Origin of the sequence: Qipengyuania pacifica (assembly GCF_019857205.1) — a bacterium.
GTDB classification, from domain to species: domain Bacteria; phylum Pseudomonadota; class Alphaproteobacteria; order Sphingomonadales; family Sphingomonadaceae; genus Qipengyuania; species Qipengyuania pacifica.
Genome location: NZ_JAHWXO010000004.1, coordinates 173842 through 200832 on the forward strand (window position 1 = coordinate 173842; position 26991 = coordinate 200832).

A 26991-nucleotide genomic window follows, 5' to 3' on the forward strand; every position below is an offset into this window, starting at 1 on the left:
CCGCAATTCACACCCGAGGTGCGTCCATGCGACTGTCACGTTTCTTCATCGATCGACCGATCTTCGCCAGCGTGCTGGCCGTCCTGATCACGCTGGTCGGAGCCATTTCATATTTCTTCCTGCCGATCAGCCAATATCCGGACATCGTCCCGCCAACGGTGACGGTCACAGCCGTCTATCCCGGCGCATCGGCGGAAACGGTTGCCGATACGGTCGCCAATCCGATCGAGCAGGAAATCAACGGCGTCGATGGGATGCTGTACCAGTCCAGCGAATCCACGGGCGATGGACGCATGACGATTACCGTCACCTTCGCGCCCGGAACCGATCTGGATGATGCGCAGGTGCTGGTTCAGAACCGCGTCGCCATTGCCGAGGCCCGGCTACCCGAAGAAGTTCAGCGGCTCGGCATCGTGACCCGCAAGACGACGCCCGACTTCCTCATGGTGGTCAATCTGGTGTCGCCGGACGGGTCGCTCGATCGCGAATATATCTCGAACTACGCCCAGACGCGGATCAAGGATCAGCTCGCCCGGCTCGAAGGGGTCGGCGATGTGCAATTGTTCGGCCAGCGCGAACTGGCGATGCGCGTCTGGATTGACCCGGGCCGCGCCGCCGCCCGCGGACTGACCGGCAGCGACATCGTGCGCGCACTGCGGGCGCAGAACGTGCAGGTCGCAGCCGGCACGCTGGGGCAGCAGCCAAGCCCTGAAAGCGCCTTTCAGCTCAACGTTGAAACGCAAGGCCGCTTCACCGATCCATCGCAGTTCGGTCAGGTCGTCATCCGCACGGATGCGCAAGGACGCCAGATCCGCGTCAGCGATGTCGCCCGCGTCGAAATCGGCGCGACCGACTATGCCACGTCGGCCTATCTGAACGACATGGATTCGGTCATCTTGCCCGTATTCCAGAAGCCGGGTTCCAACGCTTTGGAGGCGGCCGAGGGGGTCAAGGAAACGATGACCCGCCTTTCGGAATCCTTCCCGCAGGGGATGGAATACCGCATTGTCTACAATCCCACCGAGTTCATATCGCAGAGCATCGACGCCGTCCTGCACACATTGCTGGAAGCGATCGTGCTGGTAGTCCTGGTGATTGTGGTGTTCCTGCAGAAGGCCCGCGCATCGATCATTCCGGTGCTGGCGATACCGATATCGCTGGTGGGGACTTTCGCCGTGCTCGCCATGCTGGGCTATTCGCTCAACAATCTGTCGCTTTTCGGACTGGTGCTCGCGATCGGAATTGTCGTCGACGATGCCATCGTCGTGGTCGAGAATGTCGAGCGCAATCTGGAACAGGGGTATTCCCCTCTCGAAGCGGCACGCCGATCCATGGACGAGGTCGGGACCGCCCTGATCGCCATCGTCCTGGTGCTGTGCGCCGTGTTCGTCCCCACCCTGTTCATGGGCGGATTGTCGGGCGAATTCTACAAGCAGTTCGCGGTTACGATTTCGGCTGCGACGGCCATTTCCCTGTTCGTGTCGCTGACCCTCTCGCCTGCCCTTTCGGCCCTGCTGTTGCGTCCACATGAAGATCTGCCCGCCGATGCACCGCGCTGGCGGCAGGGGCTGGACCGTGCCGGACAGCGGTTCAACAATGCATTCGAACGGTTCAGCGACTGGTACGCCCGGCTGACGGCACGTCTGGTCGCCATGCCCCGCAGGATGATGGCGGCCTATGCGCTGCTGATTGGCCTTACCGCCCTAACGCTCAGCGCAACGCCCACCGGCTTCATTCCGCAGCAGGATCAGGGCTATTTCGTGTCCGTCATCCAGCTCCCGCCTGGGTCGTCGACCACGCGAACAGATGCCGTGATGAAGCAGGTGGCCGAGCGCGTCCTGCCGATCGAAGGCATCAAGGGCACCGTCATGCTGTCGGGCTTCGACGGTACGACGCAAACACAGTCCGCAAGTTCGGCGGCGGCCTATTGGGTGCTCGACGAATTCGAGAACCGCAAGGGTAGCGGCAAATCGATCGACGAGCTTATCGCTGCAGCACAAGCCGCCACTGCCGGCATCAACGAAGCACGCCTGATGATCGTCAAACCGCCCGTAATCCAGGGGATCGGTTCGGCGGGGGGCTTTCGCATGATGCTGAAAGCGGATTCCGGCCAGGACTATCGCGACATGCAGCAGGTCGCCAATGAGGTCATTGCCAAGGCGAATGGTCAGGAAGGTCTGGCCGGTGTCTATACATTCTTCGACACGGGCACGCCCCGCGTGAAGACCGATATCGACCGCGACAAGGCCCAGATGCTGGGCGTGGCCCCGGCAGACATTTTCGATACGCTTTCGGTCTATCTCGGCAGCGCCTTCGTCAACGATTTCAACCTGCTGGGCCGCACCTACCGAGTGACCGCACAGGCGGAGGCGGACTATCGCGACGATGTGAGCGACATTGCCGGGCTCCATGCCCGCTCGGCCAATGGATCGATGGTTCCGCTCGGCTCGCTTGCGACGTTTACGGACACCACCGGGCCGTACCGCGTATCGCGCTACAACCTCGCCCCTGCCGTGGCCATCGATGGCGATACGGCGCCGGGCGGATCGACCGGTCATTCGCTGATGACCATGGAAAAGGTCGCGTCGACGACGGTTCCGCAAGGCTATTCGACCGAATGGACGGGCATTGCATATCAGCAGGCCACCACCGGCAATACGGCGGCCTATGTCTTCGGACTGGCGGTCCTGCTCGTCTTCCTGGTGCTGGCCGCACAGTACGAGAGCCTGATCATGCCACTGTCGATCATCCTGATCGTGCCGATGTGTCTGCTGGCGGCAATGGCCGGGGTGAACCTGATGGGCATGGACAACAATGTGCTCACGCAGATCGGCCTTGTCGTCCTGATCGCCCTGTCCGCGAAGAACGCCATCCTGATCGTTGAATTCGCTCGCCAGGGTGAGAAGCTGCACGGCCTTTCTCCCGCGGCTGCCGCAGTGGAAGCGGCGCGCACCCGCCTGCGGCCGATCCTGATGACCAGCTTCGCTTTCATCCTGGGATCCGTCCCGCTGGTAATCGCCACCGGAGCCGGGGCGGAACTGCGCCAGGCGCTGGGTACGGCGGTATGTTTCGGCATGCTCGGCGTCACCGGGTTCGGACTGATTTTCACTCCCACTTTCTATGTGGTCTGCCGCGTATTGGGCGACCGCGTGGCCGAGCTTCGCAGCCGCTGGAGCCGAAAGGCACCCGGCCTGACCGTGCAGCCAGCCGAATAGGACATTTCATCATGGCATATCGCACCTTCATCCTTTCCGCCGTTTCCGCGCTTGCCCTTTCGGGCTGCGCGGTGGGGCCGGATCGCGTCTCTCCCTCCCCCCCGTCCCCGAGCGCGACTTCCGGCCCCTTCCTTTCCGCCCAAACCGATATCGTGACCGCCAATCCGCTGCCGCAGGACTGGTGGCGGCTTTACGAAGACCCCGTGCTGGACGGACTGGTTGCAGATGCGCTGGGCGCGAATACCGACATCCGCCAGGCGGTAGCGCGGATGGACCGCGCCCGTGCTGCCCTGCGCGGTGCGCGATCGGACCGACTGCCGACCGTCGGTCTGACCGCGTCAGCCGCCTATTCCAGAACACCGGAATTCGAGACGCCCCCCGGAGCCGATCGGACGGGTACCGGCATTTCGCTAGGTGCTGATGTGTCTTATGAAGTCGATCTGTTCGGGCGGGTCAGCGGACAGATAAGCGCGTCTCGTAACGATCTGGCTGCGGCGCAAGCGGACGCCGATGCGGTGCGGGTCATGGTCGTAGCGGATACGACGCTGGCCTATGCCAATGCTGCCAGCGCTGCCGCGCGGATCGACGTGGCGCGATCGATCGTCGCCCTGCTCGACGACAGCCTTCGCCTGACGCGGCGACGCCACGAGGTGGGCATGGCAGACGGGCTGGCAGTCGCCCGTATCCAGAGCCTTCGCGACCAGCGGGCCGCCACCATCCCGGAAATCGAGGCGCAGCGCAGCGCCGCCCTGTTCGCGCTGGCGACGCTTACCGGACGCACGCCTGCGGAATTGCCCGCCATTTCGGGCGAGCGCTCGATTCCGCTCGAGATAGCTGCCCCCTTGCCCGTTGGCGACGGCACACAATTGCTGGCACGCAGGCCAGATGTCCGCGCGGCAGAGCAGCGGTTGCTTGCCGATACCGACAGGATCGGGGTTGCCCGCGCCGATCTCTATCCACGCATAACGCTGGGCGGTTCCGTCGGATCTTCAGCATCCAGCGTGAGCAATTTGTTTTCCGGCGGTCCGCTCGGCTTCATCCTGGGACCCTTGATCGATTGGGTCTTCCCCAACCGGGAACCGGTATTCGCGCGCATCGATGCCGCCAAAGCGGACGCGCGCGGATCGCTCGCAGCATTCGACGGGGCGATCCTCAATGCCTTGCAGGAAACCGAAACCGCCCTGTCCCGATATGCCGGGGCAATCGAGCGGCGGCGGTCTCTGGAGCAGGCGATGCAGGCAGCGACCAAGGCGGCACGCATTACCCGCGCCCAGAACCGCGAAGGCGTTATCGATTCGCTGGATTTGCTCGATGCGGAGCGCACGCTTGCCGAAACGCGGGCCGAACTGGCCGATCAGGACGCGCTCGTCTCGAGCCGCCAGATCGATCTGTTCCGCGCTCTGGGAGGTTCATGGTCGGCCGAGCGGGAGACGGCGTCGTGAACCTGAAGGCATTGCTGCGCCTGCATGCGGACGCTTTTCAGGCAGGCGCCGTGGGTTTCGGGGCGACCACCATCATCCTGCTGGTGACGTTGCTGTAGGTTTAGTGAGCGCCGGGCAAAGGTAATCACTGCTGCCCGGCGATCATTGCCTTGCCCCGATCTGAAAACTAGGTATGCTTGCAGGCGAACGCGCAAAAGTGCGTCGGTTGGGAGTATGTTTGCATGGCCTGGGATTTCGAGACCGATCCTGAATTCCAAGAAAAGCTCGACTGGATGGACGAATTCGTCCGCGAGAAGGTCGAACCGCTGGGCCTGCTGGGCATCCATCCCTATGACGTGAAGAACCCGCGCCGCAACAAGCTGGTCCGCCCTCTTCAGGAAGAGGTGAAGGCCAGGGGACTGTGGGCGTGTCACCTCGGCCCGGAGCTCGGCGGTCAGGGTTATGGTCAGGTCAAGCTGGGCCTGATGAACGAGATCCTCGGCGGTGCGAGTTTCGCCCCGATCGTGTTCGGCTGCCAGGCGCCCGATACCGGCAATGCAGAGATCATCGCCCATTACGGAACGCCCGAACAGAAAACACGGTATCTGCAGCCGCTGCTCGAAAACGAAATCGTTTCCGCATTCTCCATGACCGAACCGCAGGGCGGATCCGATCCGACCAATTTCATCACCAAGGCCGAACTCGACGGCAACCACTGGAAGATTAACGGCGAGAAATGGTTTTCGACCAACGGTCGCTGGGCGGAATTCCTGATCGTCATGGCGGTGACCGATCCCGATGCTCCGCGTCACGAGCGGATGAGCATGTTCATCGTGCCGGTCAATACGCCGGGGGTCGAAATCGTCCGCAACGTCGGCGTCTATGGCCAGGAAGACGGTTCGGAAAGCTATGTGCGCTACACCGACGTGCGTGTGCCGGCGGATCATCTTCTGGGTGAACAGGGCGGTGCTTTCGCCATTTCGCAGACACGCTTGGGCGGTGGGCGCGTGCACCACGCCATGCGCACCGTCGGCAATTGCCGCCGCCTGCTCGATGCGATGAGCCGGCGTGCTGTCAGTCGCAAGACGCGGACCGGCACGATCGCCGATTACCAGGCGGTCCAGATGCAGATTGCCGACAGCTATATCGAGCTTGAACAGTTCAAGCTGTTCGTCCTGAAAACCGCGTGGATGATCGACAAATATCAGGATTACCGCAAGGTCCGCAAAGACATAGCCGCGATCAAGGCGCTGATGCCCAAGGTCTATCACGACATCGCGCACCGCTGCATCCACATCCACGGATCGCTGGGCGTTTCGAATGAAATGCCGTTCGTCGGCAGCCTCATCGGTTCGATGGTCATGGGCATCGCCGATGGGCCGACGGAAGTGCACAAGGTCACCGTCGCCAAGCAACATTTGCGCAAATATCGCGACGTCGCCGATCCGATGTTCCCCGATTATTCGCTCATAGAGCGCCGGGCCAAGGCGCGGGAAATGTACGACCCGCTCGAAGAACTGGTGGAGGCGGCGGAGTAAGCCCGGTGCCGACGCCAGCGATGACGCGCGGACAGCGCCTGAGCTATGGTTTCGGGGCAGTGGCGAACGGCGTCAAGAACGCCGCCTTTTCCACCTATCTGCTGCTGTTCTACAATCAGGTGCTGGGGGTCCCGGCATCCATCGTTTCGACCGCGATCGCGCTGACGTTGCTGGTCGATGCCGTGGCCGATCCCTTCATCGGCCGCTGGTCGGACATGACCCGATCGCGGATCGGCCGCCGGCATCCGTTCATTCTCGGATCTGCGCTTCCGACGGCAGTATTCTTCATCCTGGCATGGTTTCCGCCCGCCGGGCTGACCGACATCCAGATGGGCGTGTGGGTATTTGCCATCGCGGCCCTGACGCGCACCTCGATCAGCGCGTTCGAAATCTCCTCCAGCGCCATGAACCCCGAACTGACCGACGATTACGCCGAGCGCACGAAACTGTTCGGCCTTCGCTACTGGTTCGGATATGTCGGGACCTTCGGCTTCACCGCCTTTTCCCTTGCCGTGTTCTTCGTTGCCACGCCCGAATACGCCCGTGGCCAGCTCAATCCCGAAGGCTATGTGAAGTTCGCATGGCTCGGCGGCGCGCTCATTTTTGCCGCCATTCTGGTGTGCGGCTTTGGAACGCTCAGCCGCGTGCCGCATCTGCGCCAGCGCGACGAACCCGGCGAAGGCGCCACGCCCACGTCCCATTTCAAGGAGATGTTCAGCGCGTTCAGCAATCGCGGCTTCCTCGCGATCTTCGCATTCGGCGTCTGCAAATACACTGCCATCGGGCTCTACGCCGCAACGACGCTGTATTTCGGCACCTATGTCTTCAAACTGGGTGCAGGACAGCTGGCCCTGCTGACGTTCGACAGTCTGGTTGCCGCAACGATCGCTGCGCCGTTCGCCCCGAAATTCTCGCGCTGGCTAGGCAAGCGCAACACATCGATGTTCATGGCTATAGGTGGCATTCTGCTCGGCCTTTCGCCGCTGCTGCTGACTTACCTGGACCTGTTCTTCCAGCCGGGCGATCCGATGCTGCTGCCCACGCTCTTCATCATCGGCGCAGTCTACGGTGCCATGATCGCGACCTCGCTGATCAACACCTCTTCCATGCTGGCGGATGTGGTGGAAGATCACGCCGTGCGCACCGGCCAGCATACCGCCGGCGTGTTCTTCGCCGCGTCCAGTTTCATGCAGCAATGTTCGACCGGGCTCGGCATCATGATGGCAGGGATCGTGCTCGAACTATCCGATTTCCCGACCGGGGTGAACGTCGACCAGGTGACGGTGGCGATGCAGAAGAGCCTGCTGATCCACTACATACCGGCCTCCGGCGGTTTGTGGATCATCGGCGCGCTGTTCCTGCTGCTCTATCCCATCACCGAGGCCAGCCATCGTGAGAACGTCGATCGCCTGAAGTCGCGCGAGGCGCAGGCCCGAGAGCAAGCCATCCGCGATGGCGCATTTGGCTCCCCCGCCAGGTAAGGAAAATAATGATCGCAGATCGCTCAGCCCCCAAACTCGGGCTATCGACCAAACTGTTCTATGGCTTCGGTTCGGTTGGCTACGGCGTCAAGGACGTCGCCTTCCGCTCGTTTCTTCTTCTGTACTACAATCAGGTCATCGGCATCCGGGCCGATCTGGTGTCCTTCGCAATCCTTGTCGCATTGTGCGTCGATGCGATTTCCGATCCGATCGTGGGGCAGTGGTCGGACACGGTCCGGACCAAATGGGGCCGACGCCACCCCTTCATGTTCCTGAGCGCGATCCCGGCCGCGGGCAGCCTGCTATTCCTGTTCTTCCCGCCCGAAGGGATGAGCGAGACGCAGACCTTCTGGTACATCCTCGTGGTCGGCTGCTGCGTCAGGACCTTCATAACCTTCTTCGAAATTCCGAGCAGCGCTCTCGCCCCCGAACTGACCAGCGATTACGACCAGCGCACTTCGATCGCCAGTTTCCGCTATTTCTTCGCCTATCTCGGCGGCGTCGGCATGGCGTTCCTGACCTTGCTGGTCTTCCTCGCGCCGACCGCGGAATATCCGGTCGGCCAGCTCAATCCCGAAGGCTATCGCCTTTTCGCGATTGTCGGTGCGGCCATCATGTTTGCCGCAATCCTCATCTCCAGCCTGGGAACGCTGCACCGGGTCAAATACTTCCGCATGCCGCCTGCGCGTGAGAAGATCGGCCCCATCCGCACTTTGGTGCAGATGAAGAGCACCTTCGCGCACAAGGGGTTTTTGGCGATCGTCGCCTTCGGGGTGCTCAAATACACCTCCGTCGGCATGACCTCTGCGCTGAATATCTATTTCGGCACCTACCTGTGGGGGCTCAATTCGGCCCAACTGGCCGTGCTGACCATAGATTCGCTCACCGGGGCATTCCTTGCCCTGTTCATCGCGCCATGGGCTTCGCGTAAAATCGGCAAGCGGAACGCGGCGTTCGGCCTCGCCATCATTGCCGTGATATTCGGCAGCGCGCCCTACGTCCTTCGTCTTACCGGCAATTTCTTCGACAATGGCGATCCCCTGCTGGTGCCCGCCCTCTTTGCATTTTCGACCGTGTTTCAGATGTGCGGCGTTTCGTCGGCAGTCCTGACCCACGCAATGGTCGGCGATGTCGTCGAAGAAAGCCAACTGGCGACCGGGCGCCGCAGCGAAGGCCTGTTCTACGCGGCGAACACGCTCATGCAGAAAAGCACGTCCGGGATCGGCGTGTTCGCTGCGGGCATGCTGGTTGCGTTCGTTGGCATCGTACCGGGAATGGAACCGGCCACCATCGATCCTGCCATTCCGCGACTTCTGGCCACCGTCTACGTGCCCACATTGATCGTGCTTTATATCGGCGGGGCCGGGTTCCTGTTCGCCTACCGCATCGACAGGACCACGCACGAAGCCAGCCTGGCCGAACTCGAGAAACGCGACCGCGCCGCTGCGAGCAATGCCGACGACATTCCGGATCCATCGTGAGGGTCGGGCAGATGGCTGGCACAGGCATTTCGCTCCAGGGTGAGTACTGACACTGGACCCGCTGGAAAATCCCGAAGGGCTGGAAGATCTGCGCACCGTGCAGCAGCGCGCGATGGCGGATCACGCGCGGTTCGTAGACGAAAACCTCAAGCGCAATTACCGCGCCAATTTCATTCATGGTGTTCTGGGGATGACCGGCTTCCGCCTGATCTATGCGCCCACCATCATTCCCGCCTATCTGCTGCTGCTCACGGGCAGCACGGCTGCAGTCGGCCTTGGCTCGGCGCTCCTGCAACTGGGCGCCACCATCAGCCCGATCGCCAGCGGCGCCCGGATAGAGCATCGCAGCCACATCCTGCCCTACGCCATCCGCGTCGGTTCCATGATGCGGCTGATGATCCTGGGGCTTGCGCTCACGGGATATTTCCTGACCGGCAATGTCCTGCTCTTCGCGACCTTTGCATGTTTCCTGATGCTGGGCTTTTTCACCGGTGCGCAGCGGGTCGCGTTCCAGATGCTTATGAGCAAGCTCATCCCGATACGGCAACGCGGGCGATTGCAGGGATACCGCAATTTTGCCGGCGGCCTGATCGCCGCCGTTCTCGCCTGGGCGGCAGGCAATTATCTGATCGCCGACGAATGGCTAGGGAATGGCTACGCCACCACCTTCCTGTTTGCCTTCCTGCTGACCAGTGCAGGGCTCATCGTGCTCAAAACCATGATCCGCGAACCTGCCGCGCCCGCCTCGCGCCCGCAGATGCCGATGAGAGAGCGCATCCGGCAGTTCCCGGAACTGTTGCACGACCGCGATTTCGCGTGGTTTCTCGTCGTCCAGTGCTTTGCCACCATGGCCCGTGTCGGCGCACCTTTCTGGACGATCTACGCCGGGACCCAGCTCGGCCTCGATGGGGCGCTGATCGGCGGGCTCAGCTTTGTGTTCCTCGGGTCGGATACGGTATCCAACATCTTCTGGGGGCCGCTGGGCGATCGCTGGGGCTTCAAGATCATCTACGTTTTTGCTCTGGGAAGCTCGATCCTCGGGGTCACCACCCTCATTATCGGCAATTCCGCCGTTCCCATCTATGCGGCCTTCGTCCTCCTCGGCGTTGGCGGGTCGGGCTGGATGCTCGCGTCAACGACGATGGTTCTGGAATTCGGCAATGTCGAAGATATCCCGATGCGGCTCGCATTCGTGACGACGCTGGAAGGCGTAATCGCAGCGACCGGTCCCGTCCTTGCCGGAGTGCTCGTAGCAACCAGCGGCTTCAAGCCCCTGTTCGCCATTGTCCTAGCCGCGGTGATAGCGGCCCTGATATTTCTGATCTGGAAAGTACGGGAGCCCCGCCACCGGGAGCCCGCGATCTAGGCCGCGTCAAAATTGGCGAGGAGCAGACTTTCCATCGCTCTGCGCCCCCGACTTAGTCGGACTGCTCACCTGCTGCATCGTCGGAATTGGTCATTTTCTCGATGATGGACCGTCTTTGTAGCGGACCCGTTGCATCCGTCCGGCTTGTGTAAAGACCGGTAAGATAGGCCCGATCATTATCCGTGAGCAGGAAAGGCTGATCTTCGCGCTCTCGACTGAACATCGAAAGTATCGATGTGTTCGGCCACGCCTCGCCAAGCACCGGATTGCCCAGGGCGACCATGGAAAGGTAATCAGAAATTTCGTTGAGCCCGAATGCACCAATTTCCTGCCCGTCGACCAGAACCAGCATCATGTAGATCGCCGGTCGTTCCGATTTTTTTAGACGCGAGCGTTTTACAGCGCAGCCTTCGAACCCACACGGATCACTCAGGCTTATCCAGCGGACGGGATTTTTTGTCTCGACGAAATCGGTCAGGCGATCCCTGCCTTGCCCACCCAAAAAAACTGTCCGGCTCTTGGCGAGCGCCGCTGCCATAGCCTGCGCGTCGTTGTCGAACATGATCAGCATGCTTGTGCGGCAACCTTTGGCGTAAGCCCGCAATCCGAGTGATTCTGCCACGCGCGCGATATTCTGTTTGATCAGTGCGGCCTGGCCTTCGTCGACACCTACGATGCGGGGACAGATGGCCCTATCCCATCGTGCAAGCTGTCTGGTCCGGTCCGCGTCGGTAAGTGCTTGCACGAATTTCTGGGCTTCAAGTTTGCGGCCCTCGACCACGATGTCTCCATCTGAAGGCGCCGGCGTGGTGGACGAAGGAGCAACGAGAAGGGCGAGTGTGATAGCGAGGCTTTTGAGCATTCCATTAGCATCGCAATTTTTGTCGCAAAAACAACACCCTCGATTCAGAAGCCCGTTCGGCCACGACGAAGTGTGCTATACCTGATCGATTAAGAACCTCCCGCCAGCATCCCTTCGCTGAGCACGGACAGGTAGGTTTTTATCGCCTCCGCTCGATCCTCGAAACGCGATGCCCAGCGGCGCGCCTCATAGGCCCCGTTGAGTGTCGACATGATGATCTGGCTGGCCACCAACGGATCGATCGCCCTGACGGAGCCGTCTTCGAAGCCATCGATAAGGAAGCCCGCGAAGCGCCGGGCCAGACGGTTCGAGCGCATCACCACGTCCGTCTTGTGATCGCTATCCAGCGCCTGAAGCGCAGTCGTTCGCAGCAGCGGCATGGGATCGAAGAATTGAAGGTCCATCAATTCGTTGAGGACACTGCACAGCTTCGTCCAATATGAACCAGGCACGTCGTGACCGGCCATCTGAACCTTCGACAGGCGGTCATAGCTGCGCTGGAAGCAATCCATCACCAGATCGTCCTTCGCATCGTGATGATGGTAGAAACTGCCCTTTGTCACGTTCAGCGCTTCGGCAATCCTGTTTACCGATGCCCCGCGATACCCGCGCTCGTTGATCATCAACGTTGCAACGCGCAGAAATTCATCGTTTTGCGATGGCGCGGCATCTCCATCGCTGCGCCAGCCGCCATCGGGCAGTGAGGACGGTGCCCATTCGCCCTTGCTAGCCGGAATGCCATTGCACAGGATCTCGACAATTTTCTGTTCGACGCGCGGGAAGTCGAGCACGGAATATCGCCGCGACCAGACGGGCCACCACAGCATCGCCTCGATCAGGATGTGCGAACGCGCGGAATAGAGTGCCCGTTCGGCTTCCGTAGCCGGGTCACCGAAGAACATCCTGACATCCTGCACGACATCGCGATATTTCTGGAGGAGTTCGTCCTGCTGTTCCTGATCGAGCGAGCGGATTTCCGACAAGGCCGCGATGAGACCGTGTTCCCCGCGGCGGATGCGGTCCCGAAGCTGCACGTGGAGCTTCACGAACTTGGCGATCCGCTCTCGCGGCGTAGCCTCCGCCAGTGCCTCTTCTGCCGTCGCCTTCATGAGGGCGATGGTTTCGGCATAAACCGCAACGATCAGCTGGTCCTTGCGCGGAAAATAATAGGTAACGCTGGTCGCGTTGAGCCCGATTGCCCGCGCAACTTTGGTGAGGGTGGTCGCCTGGACGCCGGTTTCGTTGATGAGCACAGATGCCGCGTGAACGATCGCGCTGCGTTTTTCGCCAAACTTCTTCGTCACATCGGGCTTCTTTGCCATCCAATTCCCCACCCCAACCGCTTACAGCAGGTACCGCTGCCCGTCCAATGGGGCAGGCGCGGCAATCCTCAGCGAATGTTACCTATGTCTCGAAGAAGCTTGAGAGTTCCTTTTTGAGTATCTTTCCGTTCGCATTGCGAGGCAGCGTGTCAGGCGTAAACGCGATCCTCACCGGGACTTTGAACTTGGCAAGGCGTTCTGCCACCCACTCCTGCAGGTCGGCCTCGCTGGCCTCCATTCCCGGCGCTAGGTGGACGACGGCCGCCGGCTCTTCGCCGAGTTGCTGATGCGGCAGGCCGATCAGGGCCGCGTCGGTCACGGCCGGATGGTCGTAAAGTACATTCTCCACTTCGGATGAGTAGATGTTCTCGCCTCCGCGGATGATCATGTCCTTCGCGCGGTCCGCGATATAGCACCAGCCTTCTTCGTCGAGCCGGGCAAGGTCGCCGGTCTTCACCCAACCGTCGACGAAGGTTTCGGCAGTGGCTTCGGGATTGTTCCAATAGCCTTTGACCACCATCGGACCCCGGGCCCACAATTCGCCGATTTCGCCTGTCGGCAGTTCGCGGGAGCCGTCTTCGCTCATGATCTTCAGATCGGCCACTGCTACCGGCGGGCCGCAGCTGTCCGGGCGGTTGAGATAGTCTTCCGACGAATGGCCGGTCACCGTGGCCATCGTCTCGGTCATGCCCCAGCCATTGCCGGGCAAGGCTCCGAATACTTCCCGGATCTTGCGAACCAGTTCAGGCGCGGCGGGCGCCCCGCCATAGGCGATCGCCTCGATACTGGAGAGGTCGTAATTCTTGCGTTCGGGATGTTCCAGCAATTGCCATGCGATTGTCGGCACACCGCCAGTCGAACTGACTTTCTCGCGTTCGATTATCTTGAACGCTTCGACCGGATCCCACTTGTACATGTAGACCATCGTATTGCCCGCAGCGATATTGCCCATCAGCCCGGCAGAACATGCGGTGACGTGGAACAGCGGAATGACGGTCAGACCGGTCTTTGGCTGCGGTTCGGGCAATGGCTCGCCGCGCCTCAGAACCGCGCAACCGGCATTGTAACCGCTCGACAGGATATTGGTGCAAAGGTTGCGATGCGTACCCAGTGCTCCCTTGGGCCGCCCCGTCGTGCCGCTGGTGTAAAAAATGGTCGCATCGTCTTCAGGCAGGATGTCGACGTCCGGGAGGGTCGCTTCTGGCAGGGAAGCGTATTGCTTGGGTGTCCCGATCACGGATTCCAGCGTGTCTGCCCCGTTCAGTGGGTGTTCGGCACGCGTAACAAACGTATGATTGACACAGGAAAAGTCGTTCCGCCGGTCCTTCAGGCGGTCCCAGCGCTCTTCATCGCACACGAGCAGCTTGGTACCGGAGTTGGAAAGGCCGAAAGCCAGTTCATCACCGGTCCACCAGGCATTCAGAGGCACGCAGATCGCGCCGATCGTTACGGCGGCGAAGAAAACCACCGGCCATTCCGGCAGGTTGCGCATCGCCAGCGCAACCCGATCGCCCTTCTTCACGCCTCTGGCCTGGAATTCGTGCGCCAATCTTGCGACAGCACGAAACCAGGCATCGTATGTCATGCGCTCGTCTTCATAGATGACGAATTCGCGCGCACCATGCGACTGTCCAAGCAGAGCGATCGCGCGCAGATTGGGCGGCGCGTTCTTCCATGTGCGAAGCCGTACGCCGCGGATGTCGACCTCCTCCATCTCGAAGCGCATGCCCGGTGCGGTAAGGATCGCCTTGCATTCAGCCCTGCTGCGCGCTGGCCAGTTCGCCGGTGGAACCCAGCCGATCGCCGACGCGAGGTCCTGTTTTGCTTCCGTCGCCATCACATCACCTCGAACAGGCCGGCTGCGCCCATGCCGCCGCCGACGCACATCGTCACGACGACATATTTGACGCCCCGCCGTTTGCCTTCGATCAGCGCATGGCCGACACAGCGTGCGCCGGTCATGCCGAACGGATGGCCGATCGAGATCGACCCGCCATTCACATTGAGCCGATCGTCCGGAATGCCAAGCTTGTCGCGGCAGTAGAGCACCTGCACGGCGAAGGCCTCGTTGAGCTCCCACAGGCCGATATCCTCGATCGACAGATCGAAGCGTTTCAGCAGCTTGGGGATCGCGAAGACCGGGCCGATGCCCATCTCATCGGGCTTCGTACCGGCTACCGCCATGCCGACATACCGCCCCATGGGCGTGAGCCCCCTCGCCTTGGCGACTTCCGCTTCCATCAGCACACTCGCAGCGGAACCGTCGGCAAGCTGGCTCGCATTGCCAGCCGTGATCGAATAGCCCTCGCCCATGACGGGGTCGAGCTTTGCCAACCCTTCGATGGTGGTGTTGGGGCGGTTGCAATCGTCCATCGCAATGGTGACGTCCTGTCGCGACACCTCACCCGTTTCGCGGTCCTTCACGTCCATCGTAGTCGACACTTCGATGATCTCGTCGCTGAACTTGCCCGAAGTCTGCGCCGCCGCCGTCCGCTGTTGGGATTGCAGAGAATAGGCATCCTGATCCTCACGCGAGATGCCATATCTTTTGGCAACCACTTCGGCAGTGCCGATCATCGGCATGAAAATATCCGGATGCATGCGCAGCAGCTCTTCATCGCGCGCTGGCTTGGCGGTGTTGTTCCGTATGGCGGTGATCGATTCAATACCGCCGGCAACGCAGACATCCATTCGGTCCACGATGATCTGCTTTGCTGCGGTAGCAATTGCCATCAAGCCGCTGGAGCATTGGCGATCGATCGTCATACCCGCGACATCGACCGGAAGGCCCGCGCGAAGGGCAATCTGGCGTCCGATGTTGAACCCCTGCGCCCCACCCTGGCTGGCCGCTCCCATGACTACGTCTTCGATCTCTTCGCCATCGATCCCCGCGCGCGCGACCGCGGCCTCCACGCTCCAGGCACCGAGCTGGACCGGATGGGTTGCGTTGAAGGCACCGCGGATGGATTTTGCAAGAGGAGTACGTGCGGTAGACACAATGACAGCATCGCGCATTTTTCAGATTCCTTTCCCGTTATAGCCATGAGGCAATTTTCAAACGGGATAGCCGCATTTACCCGCCGGACGCAAGCGCACACCGCCAATGTCTAAAATATTGGTATGGGCTCTTTTGAACCAAGTGCCTGAGGCGCGATCTTAACGGTAGAATATGTGGTACGCATTGAAGTTTGAGCATTTGCCTAGACACGATGGCCAACAGCCTGCCTTCCGGCTCCACCAAATAAAAAGGGGCGGACAGCCTCAAGGCCACCCACCCCTTTCCGAATTTTCGCTTCTGGGAGAGAAGGATCAGAAGCGAACTTTTGTCCCAAGCCTGAATGTGCGTCCGATCGCGGATCCGATGAATGGATCGTATCCGTATTCCAGACGCGCGCCTGCGGGATCGCGATCGAAGACGTTCTCGATGCCCCCGTTGAGCGTGACGTCCAGGCCGCCAAGGTCGAGTTCAACCGATGCGAGCAGATCGTGCTGCATGAAGCTGCCGATGCGACGGCCGAAGTTGGTGCCCCCGAACTCTGTGACAGCACAGGGATCGATCAGCGCACCCGTATCCCGGTTATAGCAGCGGTTATCGTCGACACCGCTGATATAATTCACATTGTATGTCAGGGTGACCGGTTCGAAACCGAGCGAGGCAAAAGCGTTGCCGCGCCATTTCGAGACCGTCCCGGGGTCGCGGCCGTAATTGGCCCAGCCGGATGCCTCGTAACCGTTATCGAACTGCAATCCGTTGAACTCGAATGCGTCGAACTTGTATTCGAGCACATAAGTCGCGTTCGCGCCGAAATTGAATACAACGTCCCCGAAATACCGCTGATAGTTCAGCGTGAAATCCAGACCGCGGGTCGTCACATCGGGCCCATTGACCGTTTGCGTGCGGATTCGGGCGATATCCCGAGCAATGGTCACGCCCTGGGTGCACTGACCGCCCTGGAACGTAATATATTGAGTGAACGGGCTTGAGCAATCGACCAGCTGAGTGCCCGACGTACCGGGCGCGACCGCATTGGCAATCTGCTGGAACGGCAGATCGGCGAACTGGCCCTCGAACTCGTAAGTCCAGAAGTCGACGCTGAAAGTCAGGTCTCCGGCCGACAACACGGCTCCGATGTTATATGTGAGTGCTGTTTCCGGGTCGAGGTCCGGATTGCCGCCGGAATCGGTTGCGCGATATTCGTTATTGATCGCGTTAATACCGGTAACAAAGCTTGCTCCCGATGGGCTCAGATCTCCAGGCAACGGCCCACGGAAGGTCGTTCCGATAGAACCGCGGAATGCGAGAAAATCGGTTGCCTGCACCCTTGCGGAGAATTTTGGATTGATGGTCGATCCAACCGGATTGCCGTAATCTTCAAACCGCACCGCACCGACAAGTTCGATGTCGGGCGTGGGGTTGACCTTCACTTCCGCAAATAGCGCGTTGATCGATTGCGTCAGATTGGCGGACGGATAATTGCCTAGGAACGAGAATGCGCCAACGGGCACCAGATTGTCCGTCGGATCGTCGAGGCAGCTGCGATCCCCGTCGACAGCGCAGGGATAGGCATCCGGGTCGCTGAAACGATTGATCGGCTGCGAAACGAAGGTGCTCTGCCTGTGCTGGCCGCCGAATGCGTAACCGACATCCATACCGCCAATCTGGGTCTCACCGCTTACGACAAGGTCAGCAGTCCAGAGTTCCTCGAACCCGTTGGTTCCATTTCTCTGACGCACCCAGTTGATCAGTTCTTCGCTGTTTTCCGATCCGGGAACATAGGCTGGGTTATTCAAGCCAAGCGCAGCGTTGCCTGGCGACTGGCTGATAAAAGGGTTCCAATATTGGCAGCCGTTCGTACCCGGTGTGAGGGTGTTGCAGTTGGGCCCGCCGAGACCGTTGAGGGCACGCTGCAGACGGTCGCTGACAAAGTCCATGGAATAGGCGGTTCGATTGCTACGCAGGAACAACCCGTTGAGGTTGACCCTCATATTATCGGACAGTTCCTTTTCGAAACCACCCGAAATGCGCCACGCATCGTTGAATGCGCCGCCTTCTCCGGCACCGCGTGGGTCCAGCGGGTTGCCGCCCGATCCGAACGGGCGCCACAGCACGATTACCGAATAAGCGGATGCGAGATCCGGCAGCGAACCGGGGCCAAATGTCGTATCGATGAAATTCTGATAATTCGGATTGCTGCGCGGTACGATGAAACGTGAACTCGTGCCCGGCCCACGTGGACTCTGCGTTACCGGATAGCTTGGCGAATAACCGAGTTCAGGTAATTCGGTATGCGAATACAGAGCGTCTGCGCGGAAGCTCAACGTGTCCGAAAGATCGACAGTAAGCTGTCCGAAGACCTGATACCGGTCTTCCTTCTCGATCAGGTTCACGAATGGGATGTAGGAATACCGGCAGGTCTGGAAGGACGAAATCGGCACCTCGATACCGCCAAGACTGTTGCAGGCATCCAGCAAATTACCGTCAATCCCAGGCTGTGCCAGCGAAATTCCAGTGGCCGTCTGCGGCAGATACACGCCCGGATTGTTCAGCGGTGACCAGCCTGACGGGTTCACCTCATAGGGACGCTGGGTGAAATCGCGTTCGGTCGCTGGAAGTTCGGATCGGTGCTGATATCCGGCACCCACCATGATGTTGGCCGATCCAAAATTCTTGCCGACCAGAATGCTGGCCTGGTAATTATCGTCTGACCCGTCGACGAACTGCCAGTTTCCGGCAACTTCGACCCCTTCGAAATTAGTGCGGGTGATGAAGTTGGCCACGCCCGCAATGGCATCCGAACCATAGGTGGATGCGGCGCCATCCTTCAGCACTTCCACGCGCTGGAGGGCGAACATCGGGATGAGATTGGTATCGGCAGCGCCGTCGCCTGGTTCAGGGAAGAAACGCTGCCCATTCATCAGGACGAGTGTGCGTTCACGGCCAAGGCTGCGCAGGTTGATCGAGCCGACGCCCTGGCTGCCGCCGGCGGCATACTGGTTCGAATCGCCGAGCACCGGACCGACCGAAGGCAGGGTCTTAATGAATTCGAGCGGACTGTCGATGCCCCGCTGACTGAGTTCATCGACGCCGAAAACGTCGACCGGGAGAACACCTTCCTCGGACGTACCGCGGATGAAGGACCCGGTCACCACGATCGTGCTGGCGTCCTGCGTCGCGGCGGGCTGATCCGCCTCTGCCGGCACCGCGGCATCCTGCGCGCTGACCACGTTTGCCGCAAGCAAGGCCGGGACCGCCAAAGTGGTTCCCAACAGGTATCGTGTCTTCCGATTCATCGTTCTCTCCCAATCGCTTTTTGTTTGATCTTATTCTGTTTTTCCCGGCCCATCCGGCAATGCGTCGGCCGGAGCCATGCGGAGCCCGTCCGTTTCGATGAGGGCTGCCTGTCCACCCTTTTCGTATGGCTCCCAGACGAAACCGTCGGCACATTCGAAGCTTTGCGCGCCGGCGGGCATCTTGATGAAGGCCACCCAGCAGCCGTTGACCTTCTTCGCCAGCTCGCGGTCGGCGGCGTCGGCCCGCTCCCCGCCCCAGCTCGACTGATCGATGGAATCGAATGCGAACATGAGCTCCGCCGAATGCACCGGGCCGTTGGTCCATTCCTGTGCGCGGAAGGCGGGCGTATGGTCGAAGTGGTACAAGAAGGCCGGCGCGCCCTCATCGCCTGCCAGTGTCGCAAAGCTGCGCGCAGCGCCAAAGCCGCCCTCGCCCCTGTTCGTCCCCACCAGCAGGGGCACATCGGTTTCTTCTCCCGCGCGCAAAGCATCGATCGCCGCTTTCGGCTTGAATTTCGCGTCGGGTGTGAAGAAGAAGCCGGCCCGCAGATCGTTGGACGCGGCAAAGGTCTGAGCAGAGACACTGCGCAGCTCGTCAGCGGTAGCATCCGCCCCGATGCCGATGCCAGCCAGGGCATCCACGGCCATTTCCTCCGCCTTTTCGCGCGGACGGCCGGGAAGCAGCAGGCTGCCCGATTCCACGATGGCCTTGTCGAACAGACCCTTGGCGGATGGCAGGGCGAGCAGATTGGTGACGATGCCGCCACCTGCCGACTGCCCGGCAATCGTCACGCGGGAAGCATCGCCGCCGAACGCAGCGATGTTGTTCTTCACCCATTCGAGCGCCGCGACGCTGTCCTGAAGGGCATAATTACCCTGAGGCTCATCCGAATGCTGGGCCGCAAGCGCCGGGTGAACGAAATTCGCCAGCGCGCCCAACCGGTAATTTACGCTCACGGTGATCACACCCTGCCGCGCATTCGCCGTCCCGTCATACGATCCAAGGCTGCCCGCACCCAGGAAGAAGGCCCCGCCGTGAAACCAGACCAGCACCGGCGCTCCGCTGGCATTCTCCGGCGCAGTGATCGTCAGATACAGGCAGTCCTCCGACTGCGCGCCGTTGACCCCGCCGAAATTGGCGACGGTCGTGTCGAGATCGACAGGCTGCGTGCAGGCCGGTTCGTGCGCAGTGGCCGAACGTACGCCCGACCATGGCTTGACCGGCTGCGGCGGACGCCAGCGATATTCCCCGGTTGGCGGGCTGGCATAAGGCACGCCTCGAAAAACCAGTACGCCATTTTCGCGTGACCCCTGCAGGGCTCCGGCGGTCACATCGACAGTAACCGCATCGATCGGTTCGGGCATTTGCGCGTGAATTGCAGGTGCTTGGAATGCCGTTATCAGCATTACACCCACGAGCGCAGCCGGAGTCCCCCGCATGTCTCTCTCCCATTTCCTCACCATCTGCTTAGCGCGATATTTACGATCTAACAACAAAGATTTTAGAAGATCGGGTACGAAATGAAAACTGGCTGCTGAAACCACGGTCCCGGCGGTAGACAGACCGACCGGATCGGGCGTATCTTTCTCTCATGGAAGTCACTCGCGCAGAGCTGTTCAACTCGGTCTGGTCGGAACCGTTGGGGAATGTGGCATCGCGTTACGGCCTGACCGGGAATGGGCTCGCGAAGATTTGCGATCGGCTGGCCATTCCGCGTCCGCCCAGATCACACTGGACCAGGAGCGTCGAAGCACGCGATGCCCAGCCCCCTTTGCCCCCGGCACCGCTTGGCCTGAGCGACACATTCGCTTTGGGCAGCCGCCAGCCTCGCCAGTCGCCCGGCACCCGCACGCGAATGTCTGCGGAAGCCCGGCGGCAGCAATTGCTCGATGCCGCCGGGAAGATCGCCGTTCGCAACGGAATATCGGCGGTCACCATGCGCTCGGTCGCCGGCAGTGTCGGGATCAGCGAAACCCAGGTTCACAACTGCTTTGGCGGACGGACGGATCTGCTGGCAGCCCTCGCGCGCCGGGAAATCGATGCGCAGGAAAGCCATCGACGCAGGAATATATCGCGCGGATCGTCGCATCACACCCGGGTGATGCTGTCGACGATCGGCTATCTCCATGAAGCCCATCGCCGCGGGCCGCTGATGCAGATGCTTCTGCACCTGCCGGAGGTGCGCGAAGCATTGAAGCACGAACGCGCCTCCAAGGGCGAAGCGGCTCGTGAGCCCATCCTGAAGCAACTCGTCGCGAGTGGCGGCATGGATCTTGCCAGCGCGAAGGCGTCAACGGCCGCCCTGACCGCGGTCTCGTTGAAGGCCGGTGGTATCGTTGCCAGTCGCCGGGCACCCTTTGCGACGGTAGAAGCGATTTGCCTTCACATCGTTATGGCGGGTACCGAGAGCGACGAAAGGATAGCGTCCGGCAAAGCCGGTTAGTGCGTCGGCCTTAGGGCGAAGGATTGCAGCGATGCCGCTATCAGTCGCTCGCAGGTCTGTGCGGCAGTTTCTTGATCGATCTCTCCACTGCGCACGAGACGGGCCAGCGCTTCCGGGATGGCCCCATTCAGCTCTATGAGGACGAATGCTTCGCGCGGCTCCAGTGCGAGCGCATGGCAGGTTTGAGTGGCCAATGAACGCGCCAGGCGCATGAACCGTTTGCGGCTTTCCTGTCCCAGCGGGCTATCCTGATTGCGTTCCCTCAGGATCAGCTGGAGCACCGGCCCTGCTTCCACCAGATAGTGAAAATATGCCAGATTGGCGCCGATCGCCCTGCGCTCGAAGGCCTCGCCATCATCACCTTGCAGGGGCAGGTGTTCTTCCAGCCGGCCAAGATGAATCTGGAAGATCGCATCGAGTATGGCGGGAACCCCGTCGTAATAGACGTACAGAAGGCTGCGGCTCACTCCGATACGGTCGGCAATATCATTTAGCGTCAGGCTGACCGATCGCGTTTCGAGCATGATCGCCTCGGCCACCTCCAGCACCTGACCGGCCCGATCGCCCCCATCCTCGAATTCCGTCATGCGGAGGGTGTGAAACCAGCGGCCATCGAAGGCAAGGACCTTTCTCCAATCGTGCCGGAAATCCTTATTGGTTTGACTGTCAGGCGACCCTGGGGCACCCTCGTTGCCGAACAAGATGGGAGAAAACCGTGGCGCTGGATTTCACGAGAAGAGGTTTGATGAAGACCGGGTATGTTGCAGCCACGGTATTGGCGACCAAGGCATCGATTGTCAGCGCACAGTCCGACGAGGGCCAGAAAACGATGGAATCTCCCGGTGATAGTGGCTGGCTGGACATCACGCCGGACCTGACGAACTACATTTCAGGCGCGGCGACACACACCGTTCCTGCGGCCATTCGGGAGCGCGCAAGACTGCACATTCTCGATACGCTGGCCTCGATCATTGCCTGCAATTCTCTGGAAGCGGCAACGCTGGGCCGCGCTTATGCCGCTGCAATGTCTCCCGATGGACAGAGCCCCATCCTCGGCTCGCGTCAGGCGGCTTCGCCCGTCGATGCAGTCTTTGCGTCCGCCATGACTGCGCACGCAGCAGAAATAAACGACTTCATTCCTTCCGCCTATGTGCAGCCGGGCCCGGCGATCGTACCTGTTTCGATCGAAGCAGCACGCGCAAACGGTCGAACCGGTTCGGATCTGGTCGGCGCGGTGATTGCCGGATACGAGATCGCCGGTCGCCTGCCCAAGGCTATCGGGACCCGCAATCTCTACCTTGCCGGGCTCGCCAATCATGGCATCGCGCCAACCTTTGGCGCAGCATCTGCCGCGGCAAGCCTGATGGCCCTGTCACCGGAACAGGTCGATCACATGCTCGCCTACTGCTCGCAGCAGGCGTCGGGCTCCTGGCAATGGCTGCTCGATGTTCGCCACATCGAAAAAGCCTTCGTTTTCGGCGGCATGGGAGCGCGCAACGGATTGCAGGCCGCTTATATGGCGCAGCTAGGCTTTACCGGAGTGCCCGAAAGCTTCGACAATGAAAACGCATGGTTCCGCTGGCGCGCATTTCAGGGCGAAGGCAAGGACCATGCATCGCTGGTCGATGGTTTGCATGAACGGTACGAACTCTCGCTCGCAGCGATGAAACGCTATCCGGTGGGCGGCCCCACGCAGCCCGCCGTGCGCGCGCTGCTCGATCTGCGCGAAACCATCGCTCCCGATCAGGTGGAAAAGATCGTGGTCGCCATGCCGGGTGAAGCGGCCACTTTCGAACGCGCGAACATGCCCGCGCTCAATATCCCCTATCTCGCTGCGATCATCATGCTCGATGGCCGCCTCGATTTCGTAGACGCGCAGTCCCTGAGCAGGCAGGAAACGGTCGAGCAGGCCAGAGCTTTTGCCCGCAAGGTTACCGTGGTCCGCGATGAAGCGCAGGAAATGGGCGAAGGCGAGGACCGGACGGAAAGCGCGCGCGTAACCGTCACCCTCAAGGATGGCAGAACGGAAGAACGTTATGTGGCTTATGTCCCCGGCTTCCCCACGCATCCGCTCGGCAAGGCAGAGGTAGAGGAAAAGGCCATCGAATTGATCGAGCCGGTGCTGGGCCGGTCGAAAGCAGATCGGCTGGTCGCTCTGTGCGACGGTCTCGACGATGCGCCGAGCATCGAACCGATCATCGATCTTATGCGCTTCGACGGAGATGCCGCCCGCAGTTGAGGCGGATTAAATAAAGGGGGCATCTTCCGATGCCCCCTGAATTCACATTCCACTCTGTTCGTGGTTACTCGGCTGCTTCGGCGAGCGGCTGGCTCTCACGAAACATCATGTGATCGTAATTCGTCCGGTAAAACATGTCCTTCACGTCCTCGTCGAACCCTTCGAGCGACGTCTCGAACTTCCCGTAGGGATCGCGCGTTCCTTCGGGGTGCGGATAGTCGCTCGAGAACATGTAAAGCTCCGGCGAACTGTCGCGTATCATACGTCCGACATCTTCGTTCGGGAACGGCGTGAACCGGACGGCGCGCTTGAGATATTCCGACGGCATCAGATCCATATCCTTCAGGTACTGATCCGTCTTGCTGAAGGAATGCCATCCGTGGTCGAGCATGCGGAGAAACTCCGGAACCCAGCCGGCCCCGCTTTCGATAACCCCGCCGCGCAGTTCCGGGAAGCGCATGAATACGCCGTCATAGACCATGGCCGTCAGGAATTCCTGCGGTGCGAACCACAGGCACAGGAAATCCGGGAAGCGGAGGTTCTCGCCGCCGCCGTGGAGATCTGCCGCTCGGTCACGTCCATTGTTCTTGAACTTGGGCGGCTGGGTTTTCGTGCCGGGCCCGATATGCAGCATGAACGGGATACGGCTATCCTGCAGGAACTGCCAGAACGGGTCCAGATCTGGATGGCCCGGGCTTTTGTCGCCCGCCGGACCCGCACTGAACATTACGGCCTTAGCGCCAGCGCCGACCGCCCGCTTTGCTTCCGCCAGGGCCCGATCGGGATCGTCAAGCGGCGCGAAGGCGACACAGTCCATCCTGGCATCGGCATTGCAGAAATCCTGCTGCGCCTTGTTGAGGGCGGTTGCCGCGGCATATCGCTGATCGTCATCCGTGGCCTTGGTGATCGCTCCCAGGCCGAATGTAGGAAATACGAGCTGGCTGTTGAACCCGAGCCAGTCGAGCGCCTCGACACGCTCATCCTTGTCGAAACCGCCGTAACCCAGCCAGCCCTTGGCTCCTTCGATGGGATTTTCCAGCGCCTTTGCCCGCGCTTCGGGATCGTTCTTTCGGGCTTTGGCCGCATCGATCATCTTGACGATGCGGTCGCCGCCTTCCCGCTTGGAATATACCTGCGAATACATCTCCTTGTACTCGCCTTCCAGATAGGGGGCCAGCCAGTCCTGGGTTTCCATGGTGTGGGCATCGGCGTCGTTGACGATTCGTCCGGCGGTGTACGTCATGCTTGTCTCCTGAACATCTGGCACGCTTATCTCACACTATTTGTTAGTTCGTCAAACGCATTGTGGAAATTGATGTCACGGAGGAGTTCGAAGGTGCCCGGCGAATTCCGAGCTTGAAGGTCGGACATTGTTCGAATATCGGGTATGCAGAGGACGGGAGAGGTCTAATTATTCACCTACCGACGATACTTGGCGTCGAGCACATTGCTTCCGACACCTATGAAGGCGGGGTCGGACCCGCCATCGGGCCGCGCCTTTTCGGCGGACAGGCTATCGCCCAAGGCCTGCTCGCGGCGTGCGAAGCGGAAAGCGAAGGGCGTCTTCCCCACTCGCTCCACGCCTATTTTCTGAAAGCCGGGTCGAGCGCGCATCCCGTTCGTTATCGCGTCACCACGCTATCGGAAGGCCGCAGCTTCGCAACGCGCCGCGTGGAAGGATCGCAGGGCGACACGCTGATTTTCTCGATGATCGCGTCCTTCCATGTGACCGAACAGGGGTTCACCCATTCCGCCTCTGCCCCCGCCGACATGGATGTATCCGCAGCGCTCGACGCGCTGGAAAGCTGGCGCCGGCATAATAGCGAAGCCAGCAGTTCGCCGATCATAGACCGTTTGCAGAACCGACCGATCGAAATCGTCCCGCTCGATCCGGGCTCGCTCTTCGGTTCGCGTTCGCGCGAACCAAAAACGGGCGTGTGGATGCGCCTGCGCGATGCGGCGGACACCGATCCGCTGCTGCAACGCGCTCTGCTCGCCTATGCCTCCGACATGATGTTCCTGCGCAACGCCATGCTGCCCCATGCCGTGCGTCCGGGAAGCCCCTCGGTTCAGGCGGCCTCTCTCGACCACGCGATCTGGTTCCACGAAACGCCGGACTTCAATCAGTGGCATCTCTTCGCGACCGACAGCCCCTGGGCGGGCCACGCACGCGGCTTGAACCACGGTCATTTCTTCGATGAAAGCGGCCGCATGGTGGCAACGGTCAGCCAGGAAAGCCTGATGCGCCCCAAGGGGGAAATGCTCGACCGACTTCGGGAAGGCGAAACCCCATGAGCAATGACGACACCGTCCCCGATTTCGATGTCACCGCGCTGGAGCGATGGATGGCGCAGAACGTCCCCGCGCCCGCCCCCGTCGAGCGGATCGAGAAATTCCCCGGCGGGCAATCCAACCCCACCTATCGCGTGCGCACGCGCGGAGGCCAGATGGTCCTGCGCCGCAAGCCCTTTGGCGAACTGCTTCCTTCCGCCCATGCGGTGGACCGGGAATATCGCCTCATCGAGGCCCTGCACCCGACCCCGGTGCCCGTCGCGCGCCCCATCGCTCTGTGCGAGGATCCCGCCATCATCGGCGCCCCCTTCTACCTGATGGAAATGGTGGAGGGCCGCACCTTCTGGAAGGGCGAGCTTCCCGACTGCGATCCGCAGGAACGGCGCGCCATCTACAATGCCATGATCGATGCCCTCGCCGCGCTGCATGCGGTCGACCATCAGGCTGTGGGCCTCGGTGATTACGGCGCGCCGGGCAATTACTTCGCCCGCCAGGTCGGCCGCTGGACGAAACAGTACCGCGCCGCGCAGACCGACGACATCCCCGAGGTCGAACGGCTGATCGAATGGCTGCCCCGCACCCTGCCGCAACAGGATCGCACCTCGATCATCCATGGCGATTACCGCATCGACAACATGATCTACGCGCCCGACCGGCCCGCCATCCTGGCGATCATCGACTGGGAACTGTCCACCCTCGGCGATCCCCTGGCCGATTTCGCCTATCTGGCGATGAATTGGGCGATGCCGCATGGCGGGCGCGGCGCGCAGCTTGGCGGGCTCGACCTGCCCGCGCTCGGCATTCCCACGCTGGAGGAGATGACCCAGCGCTATTGCGCCGCCACCGGTCGCGACAGCGTTCCCGATCTCAACTGGTTCTTCGCCTACAATCTGTTCCGCCTCGTCGGCATCATCCAGGGTATCAAGAAACGCACGCTCGACGGCAATGCGTCCAGCGCCAATGCCGAGGCGGCAACCGCCCGCATCGTTCCGCTGGCGCAGCAGGCCTGGGCGTTCGCACAGCAGGCACAACACTGACA

General features: G+C 61.0%; 18 protein-coding genes. 10 read left to right on the plus strand and 8 right to left on the minus strand.

What is annotated here, in order from left to right:
• The first annotated feature begins 26 nt into the window (after positions 1 to 26).
• From KYK83_RS08235 to KYK83_RS08260, 6 genes are all read left to right on the plus strand, one after another.
• Positions 27 to 3215 (plus strand): efflux RND transporter permease subunit, encoded by a 3189-nt coding sequence (locus KYK83_RS08235; protein WP_222827868.1) that lies wholly within the window; start codon positions 27 to 29, stop codon positions 3213 to 3215.
• 11 nt (positions 3216 to 3226) lie between these two features.
• The gene (locus KYK83_RS08240) at positions 3227 to 4657 is read left to right on the plus strand and encodes an efflux transporter outer membrane subunit (RefSeq protein WP_222827869.1); all 1431 of its coding nucleotides are present in this window, start codon (positions 3227 to 3229) and stop codon (positions 4655 to 4657) included.
• Between the two features lie 221 nt (positions 4658 to 4878).
• Positions 4879 to 6174, plus strand: a complete 1296-nt coding sequence (locus KYK83_RS08245; RefSeq protein WP_222827870.1) for an acyl-CoA dehydrogenase family protein — start codon at positions 4879 to 4881, stop codon at positions 6172 to 6174.
• 5 nt (positions 6175 to 6179) lie between these two features.
• Positions 6180 to 7655 carry an MFS transporter gene (locus KYK83_RS08250; RefSeq protein WP_346729438.1) on the plus strand — a complete coding sequence of 492 codons (1476 nt, stop codon included), beginning with the start codon at positions 6180 to 6182 and terminating at the stop codon, positions 7653 to 7655.
• Positions 7656 to 7663: 8 nt separating this feature from the next.
• The gene (locus KYK83_RS08255) at positions 7664 to 9136 is read left to right on the plus strand and encodes an MFS transporter (protein ID WP_222827871.1); all 1473 of its coding nucleotides are present in this window, start codon (positions 7664 to 7666) and stop codon (positions 9134 to 9136) included.
• A 112-nt stretch (positions 9137 to 9248) separates the two neighbouring features.
• Positions 9249 to 10502 (plus strand): MFS transporter, encoded by a 1254-nt coding sequence (locus tag KYK83_RS08260; RefSeq protein ID WP_248284339.1) that lies wholly within the window; start codon positions 9249 to 9251, stop codon positions 10500 to 10502.
• Positions 10503 to 10554: 52 nt separating this feature from the next.
• On the opposite strand, the gene KYK83_RS08265 is transcribed toward KYK83_RS08260, so the two are convergent.
• The 6 genes from KYK83_RS08265 to KYK83_RS08290 form a co-directional block, all read right to left on the minus strand.
• Positions 10555 to 11364 carry a hypothetical protein gene (locus tag KYK83_RS08265; protein ID WP_222827872.1) on the minus strand — a complete coding sequence of 270 codons (810 nt, stop codon included), beginning with the start codon at positions 11362 to 11364 and terminating at the stop codon, positions 10555 to 10557.
• An 89-nt stretch (positions 11365 to 11453) separates the two neighbouring features.
• Entirely contained in the window at positions 11454 to 12686 is a 1233-nt protein-coding gene (locus tag KYK83_RS08270) for a TetR/AcrR family transcriptional regulator (RefSeq protein ID WP_222827873.1), read from the minus strand.
• Positions 12687 to 12768: 82 nt separating this feature from the next.
• On the minus strand, positions 12769 to 14523 hold the full coding sequence (locus tag KYK83_RS08275; RefSeq protein WP_222827874.1) for a class I adenylate-forming enzyme family protein: 1755 nt from the start codon (positions 14521 to 14523) through the stop codon (positions 12769 to 12771).
• Positions 14523 to 15701, minus strand: a complete 1179-nt coding sequence (locus tag KYK83_RS08280) for an acetyl-CoA C-acyltransferase (RefSeq protein WP_222827875.1) — start codon at positions 15699 to 15701, stop codon at positions 14523 to 14525. Before KYK83_RS08280 ends, KYK83_RS08275 begins: the two co-directional genes overlap by 1 nt.
• Positions 15702 to 15995: 294 nt before the next feature.
• Positions 15996 to 18977, minus strand: coding sequence for a TonB-dependent receptor domain-containing protein (locus tag KYK83_RS08285; protein WP_248284340.1), 2982 nt, complete (start codon positions 18975 to 18977; stop codon positions 15996 to 15998).
• A gap of 30 nt (positions 18978 to 19007) precedes the next feature.
• The gene (locus KYK83_RS08290; protein ID WP_248284341.1) at positions 19008 to 20417 is read right to left on the minus strand and encodes a carboxylesterase/lipase family protein; all 1410 of its coding nucleotides are present in this window, start codon (positions 20415 to 20417) and stop codon (positions 19008 to 19010) included.
• 152 nt (positions 20418 to 20569) lie between these two features.
• Between KYK83_RS08290 and KYK83_RS08295 the strand changes: the two genes are divergently transcribed.
• Complete coding sequence (locus KYK83_RS08295; protein WP_222827876.1) at positions 20570 to 21421, plus strand: TetR/AcrR family transcriptional regulator; 852 nt, start codon at positions 20570 to 20572, stop codon at positions 21419 to 21421.
• Here the strand turns inward: KYK83_RS08295 and KYK83_RS08300 are convergent.
• Positions 21418 to 22008, minus strand: a complete 591-nt coding sequence (locus tag KYK83_RS08300; RefSeq protein WP_196847856.1) for a TetR/AcrR family transcriptional regulator — start codon at positions 22006 to 22008, stop codon at positions 21418 to 21420. The two genes, KYK83_RS08295 and KYK83_RS08300, sit on opposite strands and share 4 nt — an antisense overlap.
• A gap of 158 nt (positions 22009 to 22166) precedes the next feature.
• Between KYK83_RS08300 and KYK83_RS08305 the strand changes: the two genes are divergently transcribed.
• On the plus strand, positions 22167 to 23660 hold the full coding sequence (locus tag KYK83_RS08305; RefSeq protein ID WP_222827877.1) for an MmgE/PrpD family protein: 1494 nt from the start codon (positions 22167 to 22169) through the stop codon (positions 23658 to 23660).
• Positions 23661 to 23724: 64 nt separating this feature from the next.
• Here the strand turns inward: KYK83_RS08305 and KYK83_RS08310 are convergent, their stop codons facing one another.
• Positions 23725 to 24903 carry an amidohydrolase family protein gene (locus tag KYK83_RS08310; protein ID WP_222827878.1) on the minus strand — a complete coding sequence of 393 codons (1179 nt, stop codon included), beginning with the start codon at positions 24901 to 24903 and terminating at the stop codon, positions 23725 to 23727.
• Positions 24904 to 24965: 62 nt separating this feature from the next.
• Here KYK83_RS08310 and KYK83_RS08315 point away from each other — a divergent pair, with 62 nt between their 5' ends.
• Positions 24966 to 25955 (plus strand): acyl-CoA thioesterase, encoded by a 990-nt coding sequence (locus KYK83_RS08315; RefSeq protein ID WP_346729439.1) that lies wholly within the window; start codon positions 24966 to 24968, stop codon positions 25953 to 25955.
• Positions 25952 to 26989 carry a phosphotransferase family protein gene (locus KYK83_RS08320; RefSeq protein ID WP_222827879.1) on the plus strand — a complete coding sequence of 346 codons (1038 nt, stop codon included), beginning with the start codon at positions 25952 to 25954 and terminating at the stop codon, positions 26987 to 26989. Before KYK83_RS08315 ends, KYK83_RS08320 begins: the two co-directional genes overlap by 4 nt.
• The last annotated feature ends 2 nt before the right edge of the window (positions 26990 to 26991 follow it).